The 12,764-nt window shown below is 43.5% G+C and carries 10 protein-coding genes; 4 read left to right on the top strand and 6 right to left on the bottom strand.

What is annotated here, in order from left to right; all coding sequences use genetic code 11:
• Positions 1-53 precede the first annotated feature (53 nt).
• Positions 54-3,590 carry a chromosome segregation protein SMC gene (gene smc, locus WG943_RS09365; RefSeq protein ID WP_340408442.1) on the bottom strand — a complete coding sequence of 1,179 codons (3,537 nt, stop codon included), beginning with the start codon at positions 3,588-3,590 and terminating at the stop codon, positions 54-56.
• Positions 3,591-3,785: 195 nt separating this feature from the next.
• On the opposite strand from smc, the gene WG943_RS09370 reads away from it, so the two are divergent.
• Positions 3,786-4,301, top strand: a complete 516-nt coding sequence (locus WG943_RS09370) for a hypothetical protein (RefSeq protein WP_340408444.1) — start codon at positions 3,786-3,788, stop codon at positions 4,299-4,301.
• A 39-nt stretch (positions 4,302-4,340) separates the two neighbouring features.
• Here WG943_RS09370 and WG943_RS09375 read toward each other — a convergent pair whose 3' ends face one another.
• From WG943_RS09375 to pckA, 4 genes are all read right to left on the bottom strand, one after another.
• Entirely contained in the window at positions 4,341-4,514 is a 174-nt protein-coding gene (locus tag WG943_RS09375; protein WP_340408446.1) for a hypothetical protein, read from the bottom strand.
• Between the two features lie 58 nt (positions 4,515-4,572).
• Complete coding sequence (locus WG943_RS09380) at positions 4,573-5,271, bottom strand: DUF4159 domain-containing protein (RefSeq protein WP_340408447.1); 699 nt, start codon at positions 5,269-5,271, stop codon at positions 4,573-4,575.
• Positions 5,272-5,276: 5 nt separating this feature from the next.
• The gene (locus tag WG943_RS09385) at positions 5,277-5,993 is read right to left on the bottom strand and encodes a 16S rRNA (uracil(1498)-N(3))-methyltransferase (RefSeq protein ID WP_340408449.1); all 717 of its coding nucleotides are present in this window, start codon (positions 5,991-5,993) and stop codon (positions 5,277-5,279) included.
• A gap of 218 nt (positions 5,994-6,211) precedes the next feature.
• On the bottom strand, positions 6,212-7,822 hold the full coding sequence (gene pckA / locus WG943_RS09390; protein WP_340408451.1) for a phosphoenolpyruvate carboxykinase (ATP): 1,611 nt from the start codon (positions 7,820-7,822) through the stop codon (positions 6,212-6,214).
• A gap of 229 nt (positions 7,823-8,051) precedes the next feature.
• Here pckA and WG943_RS09395 point away from each other — a divergent pair, with 229 nt between their 5' ends.
• The 3 genes from WG943_RS09395 (at position 8,052) to WG943_RS09405 (ending at position 10,958) form a co-directional block, all read left to right on the top strand.
• Positions 8,052-9,467, top strand: a complete 1,416-nt coding sequence (locus tag WG943_RS09395; protein WP_340408453.1) for a peptide MFS transporter — start codon at positions 8,052-8,054, stop codon at positions 9,465-9,467.
• Positions 9,468-9,696: 229 nt separating this feature from the next.
• On the top strand, positions 9,697-10,311 hold the full coding sequence (locus WG943_RS09400; RefSeq protein WP_340408455.1) for a hypothetical protein: 615 nt from the start codon (positions 9,697-9,699) through the stop codon (positions 10,309-10,311).
• 29 nt (positions 10,312-10,340) lie between these two features.
• On the top strand, positions 10,341-10,958 hold the full coding sequence (locus WG943_RS09405; RefSeq protein ID WP_340408457.1) for a hypothetical protein: 618 nt from the start codon (positions 10,341-10,343) through the stop codon (positions 10,956-10,958).
• A 128-nt stretch (positions 10,959-11,086) separates the two neighbouring features.
• Here WG943_RS09405 and groL read toward each other — a convergent pair whose 3' ends face one another.
• Complete coding sequence (gene groL / locus WG943_RS09410; RefSeq protein ID WP_340408459.1) at positions 11,087-12,727, bottom strand: chaperonin GroEL; 1,641 nt, start codon at positions 12,725-12,727, stop codon at positions 11,087-11,089.
• Positions 12,728-12,764: the final 37 nt, after the last annotated feature.

Below are 12,764 nucleotides of genomic sequence, written 5' to 3' on the forward strand. Positions count from 1 at the left end.
AAAAGGGAGCCACTTATACTTAGTGGCTCCCTTTTTTGTTGCTATTTTTAAGGCTATGCGATCTGCCTTAAATCTACGGGAATTACTCTGGAAATACCTGCCTCAATCATAGTAATGCCATACATCACATCTGTAGAGGCCATGGTGCGCTTGTTATGCGTTACTACAATAAACTGCGATTCTCCTGAGAATTTACGGATGATGTTGTTGAACTTATCAATGTTGGCATCATCCAGCGGCGCATCCACCTCATCAAAAATACAGAACGGAGCTGGCTTAAGTAGGTAAATGGCAAACAGAAGCGAAATAGCTGTAAGCGTTTTCTCTCCACCTGATAACTGATTAATTGTGAGCGGACGCTTGCCTTTTGGCTGAGCCATGATTTCAATCTTAGACTCCAGCGGATTGCTTGGGTCTGATACTACCAACTCGCAATTATCTTCTTCGGTGAACAGGCTTCGGAAAACGTTTTTGAAGTTGCCCCTGATTTGCTCAAAGGACTCCATAAATTTCTCTTTCGCTACAGTGTCGATCTCGTTAATAGTGTCGATGAGGGTGTTCTTAGCGTTAAGCAGGTCATCGCGCTGCTCAGTAATGAATCTATTGCGTTCCTCAATTTCTGTATAAGCCTCAGCTGCCATAGCATTTACAGGGCCCATTTTATCTAAAGCAGACTTAACAGAGGCAATATGGCTGTTTAATTCTTCATCCGAAAGCGGAATCAGTTCGGTAGGCTCTGGTGGCGCAGTGGCAAACTCTTCCGTAGAGATGTTGAACTCCGCCGCCAAACGTTCCTGTATCGACACTAACTTAATTTTGGTGTCGTTCATGGTCTGCTGCATGCGCATCAAAAGCTCGTCTGCGTTCTGGCGCTTACGCTGCAGTTCACGTATTGTCTTTTCTTTCTCATCCAGCTCACCGCGTAGGCTGAAGTATTTTTTCTCGATTTCCTCCAGCTCTAGACCAAACTCACGTCTAGCCTCAATCATAGTTTCTACTACTGCCTCGTTCTCCTCTATAAAGGCCGTAGATTCCACTGTTTCTTCTTCAGCTTTAGCCAGCTCGTTCTTCAAGCCGGTAATACGTTCCTGGTTTGTCTCAACAGATTTTTGCTTATAGCTGATTTCCTGCTGTAAACTGTTAAAGCGGTTTTTAAGCTGGTGGTACTGTATATTTTCCTGGTTATAGCTGCCCGAAATCACAGCGATCTGTTCTTGCTGCTGTTCTAACTGTACTGCGTGCCGGGGAATTTCTTCTTCCAGGCGCTTAAGCTCCTGCATGTCTGCCTCGGCTTGCGGCGAAACTTCCATACTTTGCTCACGCAGTTCAATCAGGCGTTCGTGCAGTTCGTCGCGCTTCTGATCAAAATTCTTTAGGTTCTGCTGGTACTGCTCATACTTGATGCGTACCGTAAGCAGGTCCTGCTGCATTTTGGCAACATCCTTTTCAAGTTGCTTTATAGCTTCTTTCTTAGACTCGTTGCGGTGGTTCTGCAGGATCTGGTTCTGTGTATTGATGCGGCTTTGCAGCAAGTCTACTTGTTCCTGTAATTCGGTAACCTCTGTAGCCAATTTCTCCAGGTTCTGCTTACGGCCTAAACGGTTACCATCAAAAACACCAACAGAGCCGCCTGATAAACTAAGCGGTTTACGAATGGCACTACCATCTTTCAATATGATAGTCTTGTACTCGCTGCCGTACAGTTCTTCCTCAGAATCGTCTGAGATGTAAACATTTCGGAGCATGTACTTCATAAGGTTGCTATACTTTTTATCAGCAGAAACAACCTCATAGGCTGCTTTCAGGTTGCCTTCACTAAAGGTAGCAGTTGGCTCAAGCTCCTCTATCTCCGAAAGTATGATAAAGTTTGCGCGGCCTTTGTTTTCACTCTTAAGTAAGCTTATTGCATCTACGGCATCCTGCAGTTCATCTACAACAAAGTAGTTCATGTACTGCTCCAGGTAGCTTTCGATAAGCGGCTTATAATCAGGCTCGCAAACAAGTATGTCGGATAGGAGAGGAGCAGGCTTAGACCAGCTGTCGGTTTTGCTCAGAAACTTGATGGCTTCCGGGAAGCCCTCCATGTTCTCTACCAGCGATTTTGTCAGGTTGTACTGGTTCTGCTTAGAATCTAGGACACGGTTTAACTCAACCAGTTTGGTTTTAAGCTCTTCTATGGCCGCTTCTGTAGACTCTATACTTTGAGTTAACGTTTCTTCGTGGGCCTGCAATCTTACCAACTCAGAAGTGTTTTCTTCTAATACCTGTTGTGCTTCCTGTAGTTGTTCCTGAAGTATACGCCCGTCCTCGTCAGCGTTTGATTGCTGCTGCTGTAAACGCTCTAGCTCCTGGTTTATATTCTGTATCTGTACCTGGCCAATTTCCAGGGATTTGCTTAGCTGGTATACTTCATTCTGCTTTTGCTTGTGTTTCAGGACTATTGCTTGGTGTGCCTCCTGCAGGCTTGCTTTCTGCTCGTTTGCCTCCTGCAGCTGCTCTTTAACAGCTGCCATTTGCTCTTCCGATTCAGCAAATTTATCCTGCACTTCCATTAATTCGTCGCGCAGTTCAAGTATACTTTCCTGGGTATGTTCCAGGTTGGCTGTATCCTGCCCAATTTGCTGGCGCAGCTGCTGCATACGCTCTTTCAGGTAGTTGCTTCGCTCGGCCTTCAGCTTAATGTCGTTCTCTAACTGCCGCAGCTTGGCTGTCTGCACCTGCATGGTTTTCTGGCTTTCCGCCAGCTGTTCCTGCGTCTGGTTCAGTTCTTCTTTCTGGTCGGAAATGGCGTCTTCAGCCTCTGTTACGGCAAGCACATATCCTTCTTTCAGCTCCGTTTCATGCTGTACATCCTGCTGCAAGCGGTCCAGTGTATGCTGAAACTGAGAGATGTTGCGGTGAGCATATTCCAGGCTATGATTTTTATAGTCTTCCTTTAGCTGAAAGTACTTAATTGCTTGTTTTGCTTGCCTTTCCAGTGTTTTCATGTTTTTCCCGATCTCGAAAAGTACATCTTCAACACGCTCCAGGTCAGCGTCGGTTTCTTCCAGCTTTTTAAGCGTCTGCTTTTTTCTTACACGGAATTTTGAGATTCCGGCGGCTTCTTCGAACAATAAACGACGGGAGTTTTCCTTGTCATTAAGGATCTCGTCTACCATTTTCAGCTCTATAATGGCGTAGCTGTCGGAACCGATACCTGTATCCAGGAAAAGTTCGTTAATGTCTTTTAGGCGGCAGGTAACGCCGTTTAGTTGGTATTCGCTATCGCCGTTACGGAAGTACTTTCTGGTAACTGTTACCTGAGAATACTCTGTTGGCAATACACCACGGTTGTTATCAAACGTGATAGACACCTCGGCCATTTGGGTAGGCTTACGGGTTTTGGAGCCGTTAAAGATTACGTTCTCCATTTTGTCGGAGCGTAGGTTACGGGTTTTCTGTTCGCCCAATACCCAACGTATGGCGTCTACGATATTAGACTTACCACAACCGTTCGGCCCCACAATCCCGGTAATGCCGTTGTCGAAGTTAATGACTACACGGTCACCAAAGCTCTTGAAACCTTTAATTTCTAATCTTGATACTTGCATTCGCGTTCGCGGAATCTCTTCTGTTCTAACTTCAAAAGTAAGTTAATTTTCTTAATTAGCTATTCGGTTTTGTTTAAGTTCGTAAATAAAAACACTAGAGAATATGTGCGAATTGTTAAGCGGATATAGCCAGGAGGAATGGTTTTATAATAGGTATTAAAATACTATATTTGATAAAGTCATACAGCTACTACCATGGAAGATTTTAAGATCATACTTTACATACTTGCCGCAGTGGCTTATTTTCTTTTCACACAGTGGCGTAAGGCTTTTAGTGCACCTGAGCAGGAAGAAGAGGAGCGGCCTAAACCAAAGCGTGTACAGCAGCAACAGCCACAACAACCACCAAGGCCGGTAACTTCTTTTGAGGATATTCTGCGCGAGTTGCAACCTAAAATGGAGCAGGACAGAGCTGAACCTATTCCTGCACGTGAATTTGCAAGAGAGGTAACTCCAGCTCCCTTAGCTACGGCCACCGAGAGCACTACAAAGTATAAAAGTTATGAGCAGGCAGCTCCGAAAATATTATCATGGGAGAAAAAGGCAGAGGCCATAGAGGCTCAAAAAAGATCGATGGAGAGGCGACAGCCGGTGTTTAAAGCTTATAACCAGGAAAAAGCCCCGGAAAGCCGCTACGCTAAATTACTACGCAACCCTACCACTGTAAAAGACGCCGTTATACTTACTGAGATCTTAAAGCGGAAATTTTAGACTAGTTATTAATGGGGGTTAGATTGATTGGAAGGATTATTATTTCAACTGGTGGAACACAGAAATATCAGATTGGTAAGGTGAGGCAACAGCTCTTACAACGTTTTTTATGTTTACAAGTATCTTGTCGGCTATAAAGCGATAACTGTTTGTGTCCAGAAGCCTCTCCACTTCAGACGCTCGCAGGACCTTCGGACGCTGTGAGGTATTCATAGTCCTGTTTATCTAGAAATATCCAGAAAATCTGTTAAATCCTTTTTAACATTGGTCTTTATTGAAGGCCATCGCCATGCGTAATGGCATATGTTACAATGTTTGCTCCCATGCGTAGCGCTTGCTGCCTAACATGTTCCGGGTCGTTATGCACCTCCTGATCTTCCCAGCCATTTCCTAAGTCTGTTTCAAAAGTATAAAAACACACCAGGCGCCCTTTATGGATGATGCCGAAGCCTTGTGGCGGCTTGTTATCGTGTTCATGTATTTTGGGTAGTCCGCCGGAGAAGTTGAATTTCTGCCTGTAAATTGGATGATCGAAGGGCAGCTCGATAAACTCATACTCTGGAAATACTTTTTTCATTTCTTTTCGGATATACTTGTCCAGGCCATAGTTATCATCAATGTGCAGAAAACCGCCACTTAATAAATAGTTTCGAAGGTTTTGCGCTTCGGCATCGGAGAAGACTACGTTACCATGGCCAGTCATATGCACGAAGGGGTAACTGAAAATCTCAGGACTTCCTACTTCCACTACTGCTTCGTCGGGAGAGATATTCATATTCAGATTTTGGTTGCAGAACCTGATCAGGTTTGGGAGCGATGTTTTGTTAGCATACCAGTCACCGCCGCCGTTATACTTTAGCTTTGCAATTTTAAAACTGTACGTCTGGGCTAAACCCGTAAAGCAGGTTAAAATGACAAATATTACGGCAAGTATGGATTTTCTGAACTCAAAAAGTAGGCTTGTCTGCATAAGCTTTATAGTGGGGCGAATATATCATGTAGTACATTTAACGTATGGCACGCTACCAAGGCTGCCGTTTCGGTGCGTAATCTGCTTTTTCCCAAAGTTACTGGCCTAATGCCTGCTTCATAAGCTGTACTAATTTCAGCTGGAGAAAAGTCCCCCTCCGGGCCGATCAGGATGCAGTGCGGTTCACCGAATACATAATGGTCTTTTATACTTTTGGTGGCGTCGTCTTCTAAGTGAGCAATAAAAGTAGAAGACGGTTGAGATTTCTGAATGAATCTATGATAGGGGGTAAGGTCATTGAGTAAAGGCAGGTAGCCTTTCTGAGACTGTTTCATGGCGGCAACAGCTATTTTCTCAAGTCTGTCGAGGCGAAGCTGTCTGCGCTCTGAATGTTCGCATAGCAAGAAAGTAATTTCACTTACACCAATCTCAACAGCCTTCTCCACGAACCACTCCATGCGGTCTATGTTCTTGGTAGGGGCTACTGCAATGTGTGTGTAGTATGGCAACTTGCCGTACTCTATCTGCTTATCAATTATTTGCAGCTGACATTTCTTGTTATTAGCCTCTTGTATAATAGCTGTGTATAGGCTGCCTTGGCCATCTACTAAGTATATAGTATCACCATTGTGCAGGCGCAACACACGTGTACAATGTTTTGACTCCTCTTCCGGTAAAGTATAAAATTCGGATTTTATGTCTGGTGTATAAAAAAGATGCACTTCTGTTTTTAATTTAATTGTTGCTTGTTAAGTTGTTTAGCCGCACACATTTATAAACTATGATAAGGCTACAAAGTTTAAGTGACGTAGTGTATAGTAACGTACTTAAAACCACTAACATTTTAAATATACGAAAGTATCAGAGTACTTGATAACAGTAAAAGAAAAAGCCTCTCTGCACTGAGCAAAGAGGCTTTATACTTTAATGCTATAAATGCTTAAGCAGTTACTTCAACATTAGGTGCACCTGCCAGAATTTCATCATTTGCATACTCCGCATACTTCTGGAAGTTTTTAACAAATTTAGACGCCAAGTCAGTAGCTTTAGCATCGTACTCTTCTTTGTTAGCCCATGTATTGCGTGGGTTCAGGATCTCGTCCGGAACGTTAGGGCAAGTGTTTGGCATTTCAACACCGAAGATTGGATGCTTGGTAAACTCAACATTGTTAAGCTCACCATTCAGGGCAGCTGTGATCATGGCACGGGTATAAGGCAGTTTCATACGAGAGCCTACACCGTAAGGGCCACCAGTCCAGCCGGTATTCACTAACCAAACGTTTACATTGTTTTCTTCCATTTTCTTACCCAGCATTTCTGCATACTTTGTTGGGTGCAATGGTAAGAAAGCTGCTCCGAAGCAGGCTGAGAACGTCGTTTGAGGCTCAGTTACACCTACCTCTGTACCGGCAACCTTTGCTGTATAACCAGAAATGAAGTGGTACATTGCCTGGCTTGCGTTTAGCTTAGAGATTGGAGGTAACACGCCAAAAGCATCTGCTGTCAGGAAGAAGATGTTCTTCGGAATATCAGCTCTTGATGGCTCAATAGCGTTATCAATGTGGTTGATAGGGTAGGCAGTACGTGTATTCTCTGTTACAGAGTTGTTTGTATAGTCTACAGTACGAGTTCCCTCTACAAAGCGAGTGTTCTCAACAATGGCACCAAATTTAATGGCATCCCATATTTGCGGCTCTTTTTCATGAGTCAGGTCGATAACTTTAGCATAGCAACCGCCTTCAAAGTTAAACACGCTGTCTTCAGTCCAGCCGTGCTCATCGTCACCTATCAGTCCACGGTTAGGATCCGCAGAAAGCGTAGTTTTACCAGTGCCTGATAATCCGAAGAAAATAGCCGTGTCACCGTCTTTGCCTACGTTGGCAGAGCAGTGCATTGAAAGTGTATTGCGCTCCTGTGGTAGGATGTAATTCAGCACACCGAAGATACCTTTTTTCATTTCACCGGCATAACCAGTACCGCCGATCAGGATCATGTTCTTGGTGAAGTTGATGATCGCAAAATTTGACTGGCGTGTTCCGTCTACCTCTGGGTCTGCTTCGAACTCCGGTGCACAAATGATGGTGAATTCAGGTGTGTGGTTGTCGATTTCGTCCTGAGTTAGGCGCAGGAACATGTTGTTACAGAAAAGGTTCTGCCAAGCCTGTGTGTTTACAATGCGCAGGTTCAGGCGGTAGTCAGGGTGAGCACCTGCATAGGCGTCGCGCACATAAAGTTTACGGTCCTTTAGAAAGTCAACCATTTTAGCCTGTAGCTGATCGAATTTCTCTGGGTCGAAAGCGATGTTGATGTCGCCCCACCAAACCGTGTCTTCTGTTTTGGCATCTTTTACAACAAAGCGGTCTTTAGGAGATCGGCCGGTGAATTTGCCAGTATCGCACATTAGAGCACCTGTGTCAGTTAATACGCCTTCACCGTTTTTAACGGCTTCTTCAACCAGTTCGGCAGGAGTAAGATTCCAAAGCACCTCTTTAGCCTCCTTAATACCAAGGCTTTCCAGACCAACCTTAGATTTATATCCAGTTTCTTTCATTTGATTTTTTTGGGGTTTTGTTTTTAAACGGTTTGCTTCACAACTGCAGTACAAAAGTATAAAAAAATGTTTATCATAATATTGTGTAATGCAAATATTGCGCAGGCTTGTACACATTGGTATGGCTCGATACAAAATATTTGCCGGTATGCATTTTAACTAATATATTTACCTTCAATGTTTGCTTAATAACTCTAACCTAAACTAAACATTCAACTAATTAAAATTTATGTCTGTTAACCAACTTCACCCTGATGCTGCGGCGGCAAAAGAAAATCTGAAGCATCCCAAAGGGCTATACCTATTATTCTTTACAGAGTTATGGGAGCGCTTTAGTTATTACGGGATGCGTGGCCTCTTAATGCTATACCTAACTAAAACAGCCCTGGAAGGCGGCTTGGGCTATAGTGTAGCTGATGCAGCTTTAATTTACGGATACTTTACCGGCTTCGTATATTTTACGCCTATCATAGGCGGTTGGTTGGCCGATAAATTCCTGGGGCACCGTCGTGCTATCCTGATAGGTGGTGTACTGATGGCACTGGGCCAGTTCAGTTTATTCTCGACTCCATATATAGGAGTAGAGATGACCTACTTGGGTCTGTTACTGTTAATCATAGGTAATGGTTTCTTTAAACCGAATATTTCTTCAATAGTTGGTAATCTTTATGCGCAAGGCGACCCTCGCCGCGACTCTGCCTTCACTATTTTCTATATGGGTATCAACATTGGTGCTTTCCTGGCGCCACTAGTGTGCGGTTACCTGGCAGAAGACTACTTCGCAACAAAGGCTGTAGTAGATGGCGTTGAGCGTGTAACAAACTACGGTTTCCAGTATGGCTTCTTGGCAGCTGGTATAGGTATGGTGATTGGCCAGATCGTGTTTAACACATTAGGGCCACGCTTACTTGGTGATATTGGTCTGAAGCCGGTTAAAGCCGAAACTGATTCTGAGACTGGTGAAGCAGCTACTTCTAAAAAACTGTCTAAAGAGGAGGTTGATCGTGTTTCGGTTATCTTTATCATCTCTGTGTTTGTGATCTTCTTCTGGGCAGGTTTTGAGCAGGCTGGTAGCTCACTTACAGTTTACACTGATAGATACATTAACCGTGAAGTATTTGGCTTCCTTATCCCAACATCTTGGTTCCAATCAGTAAACCCGCTGTTTATCGTTCTGTTTGCTCCGTTAACTGCTAACTTGTGGCTGGCACTTGCTAAACGTGGCAAAGATTTGAGCATTCCAACTAAAATGGGTATCGGTATGATTTTGCTTGGTGTTGGTTTCTTCTTCATGGTGGGCGCTGTAATGGAGCGTGGCGGTGTTGAGGATGACACAATAAAGGCAAGCCTTGCCTGGTTGATTGCAACTTACTTCTTCCATACTATCGGTGAGCTTTGTCTTTCTCCGATCGGACTTTCAATGGTTACTAGACTGGCGCCTGTTACATTGGTGTCGATGCTTATGGGTGTATGGTTCTTAGCACCTTTCATTGCACAGATTGCTGGTGGTTATATCGCTTCTTATGTAGAGGAGCTTGGTGCCCTAACCATTTTCTCTGCTATTGGCGCTTTCGTAATACTTGCCGGTTTAATACTGCTTGCTATAACCCGTAAACTAGTGAACATGATGCACGGCCGCGGTTAAGCATACTTACATCTAATAAAAATCCCCTGATCTGCTTGTAGGTCAGGGGATTTTTATTTTAAGAAACCTGTGTTGCTTTCGCTGAAATTATCAGCGCAGAGTTGAACTTAAAATTAACTTATATTTTATCTTTCTAATTTAAACTTTTTTAAAAGGCTGCTATGTTGAGTGACAACTTGCAGGATAAGCTATCCTCAGGTTTAGATTTGATCATCAACTTTTAGCCACCATGTCTGCAAACTTAAAAAACACACGCAAAAGCCTTATTCTTTTTATATTTGCACTCTTCTCGCTTACTTCCTGCGAACTTATAGAGGCAGTAGATCAGGTAGTTGTCCCTAATTTTTCTTCGGGTAATAAAAGCGGCACCTACGTCATAAAGAAAGGGAAACACTACTCCAACAACAAAGCTAAAAAGCTTAAGGCAGAGATTATTCGAATCGAGGCCACTTTTGATAGTTCTGCCGTTTACACTACATCTGATCCAAAGAATCAAGCAGATATAAACAAGCTTTACGGCATGTCTGATTGCAAAACTAAGCACCACACGAATAGTGCCCGTTTCGGCTGGAGATGGTATAACAACCAGTTAGAAATATTGGCTTATACTTATGTTAATAAAAAGCGAGAGTTTAAACTGATCAGAGCAGTAGAGATTGGGCAGCCTGTGACTTATGAATTAAAACTTGAAGATAACCAGTATGTGTTTACTGTAAATGGTACAAAGGTAGTCATGCCAAGAAGCTGCAACGGAACTGGCGACGGCTATCTGCTTTACCCATACTTTGGTGGCGACGAAACTGCCCCACATACTATCAAGATAGCTATCAAGAATCTTATTTAATCATTTTGTTTATTAAGCAAATCAAATTAATGGCACCTTTAGAACTATTAATTTCAGCTACAGGCCGCTGCATCTGCTTTATCTTAGTGTCTAGTTGCTTGCTGTTAGGCTGTAAATCTACTGCTGATATTGATAATCCAGAACCAGCCTTAGTAACCTCTGTGCCTACTGTATACACAATTCCTAAAGGTGCTCATGGCACTAAATCTCCGTTCAGCCCCCGTAGCGTAACCAACTTAAAATTTGAAGCCACTTTTGATGCATCTGCCGTGTACGAAACCACAGACAAAGCTAACCAAGCAGATATCAACAAACTGTATGGTTTAGCCGATTGCAAATCGGATCACCATACTAACAGTGCTCGCTTTGGTTGGCGTTGGTACAAAAACCGCCTTGAAATACATGCCTATACTTATACTAACAAAGTAAGACGTTCTGTACTGGTAGATGTGGTGGAGCTTAATAAGTCTTATATTTACGAGTTATCGTTTGAGGACGGAAAGTATGCGTTTAAACTAAACGATAAGGTTGTTACGATGTCAAGAAATTGCAGCGGAATAGCAGAGGGATATCAGTTGTATCCATACTTTGGAGGAGATGAAGCAGCGCCGCATGACATCCGCATATCTATTCTGGACCTGAACTAGTAAACCTCTAAATGTTTACTTAAATAATATGACTTTCAGGACTTACCACTGAGAAATATGAATTAAAAAGCCCCTGCACCAGAAGGTACAGGGGCTTTTTTTATATAGTTATACTATAGGAGGTCTGATTACATCATGCCGCCCATTCCGCCCATGCCGCCTGGCATGCCACCACCCATAGGGGCAGACTCTTCAGAAGGCTCTTCAGAAACTACACACTCGGTAGTTAGAAGCAGGCCAGAGATAGAAGCAGCGTTTTCTAAAGCAAGGCGTGTAACTTTAGTTGGATCGATGATACCGGCAGCGAACATGTTCTCATACTTGTCGTCGCGGGCATTATAACCTAAGTCACCTTTGCCTTCGCGCACAGCCTGTACTACTACAGAACCTTCGCCGCCTGCATTGGCAACAATAGTTCTTAGTGGAGCCTCTAAAGCTGTTTTGATGATCTGAACACCTGTTTGCTCGTCAGCATTGTAAACATCAATGTTGTTAAGCGCGTCGATAGCACGGATAAGGGCAACGCCGCCACCAGCTACGATACCTTCTTCAACGGCAGCTCTTGTAGCGTGCAGTGCATCGTCTACGCGGTCTTTCTTCTCTTTCATCTCAACCTCCGTAGAAGCACCGATATAAAGGATAGCCACACCGCCGGAAAGCTTAGCTAAACGCTCCTGAAGTTTCTCTTTATCATAATCAGATGTAGTAGACTCCATCTGAGACTTGATCTGATTAACGCGGGCAACGATATCATCTTTAGAGCCGGCACCATTTACGATAGTAGTGTTGTCTTTGTCGATGATAACTTTCTCAGCCTTACCAAGATACTCTAATGTAGCGTTTTCTAACTTGTAGCCACGCTCTTCAGAGATTACAGTACCGCCAGTCAGAATAGCGATATCCTCAAGCATTGCTTTTCTTCTGTCACCGAAGCCAGGAGCTTTAACAGCGGCAATTTTAAGTGAGCCACGAAGTTTGTTAACTACAAGTGTAGCAAGCGCCTCACCGTCAACATCTTCTGCAATAATTACAAGGCCTTTACCTGTTTGAACAACTTGCTCCAACACCGGAAGCAGTTCCTTCATAGTAGAAACCTTCTTGTCGTAGATCAGGATGAATGGGCTGTCGAACTCAGCTTCCATTTTCTCTGCGTTTGTTACGAAGTATGGAGAAAGGTAACCACGGTCAAACTGCATACCTTCTACAGTTTTAACTTCAGTTTCAGTACCTTTTGCTTCTTCAACAGTAATTACACCGTCTTTACCAACTTTGTCCATCGCATCGGCAATCATTTTACCGATTTCAGCGTCGTTGTTAGCAGAGATTGTACCTACCTGAGAGATCTCTGAAGAGTTCTCGATTTTCTTAGACTGTGCACGCAGGTTCTCAACTACCACGTTAACCGCTTTGTCGATACCACGCTTCAGGTCCATTGGGTTAGCACCTGCAGCTACGTTTTTAATACCAGCTGTGTAAATAGCCTGTGCCAATACAGTAGCAGTAGTAGTACCGTCACCAGCTTGGTCAGCAGTTTTAGAAGCAACTTCTTTTACCAGCTGCGCACCCATGTTCTCGATAGCGTCTTTCAGCTCAATTTCTTTCGCTACAGAAACACCGTCTTTTGTAATAGTAGGAGCACCGAATTTTTTGTCGATGATCACGTTACGGCCTTTAGGACCTAAAGTAACTTTAACAGCATTTGCCAGTTTATCAACGCCAGACTTTATTTTGCTGCGAGCGTCGGCATCAAATGTGATGTTTTTAGCCATAATTATATCTGTTTAGATAATGAATTTAAAGGATGAA

This window comes from Pontibacter sp. H249, assembly GCF_037892465.1.
Lineage (GTDB): Bacteria > Bacteroidota > Bacteroidia > Cytophagales > Hymenobacteraceae > Pontibacter.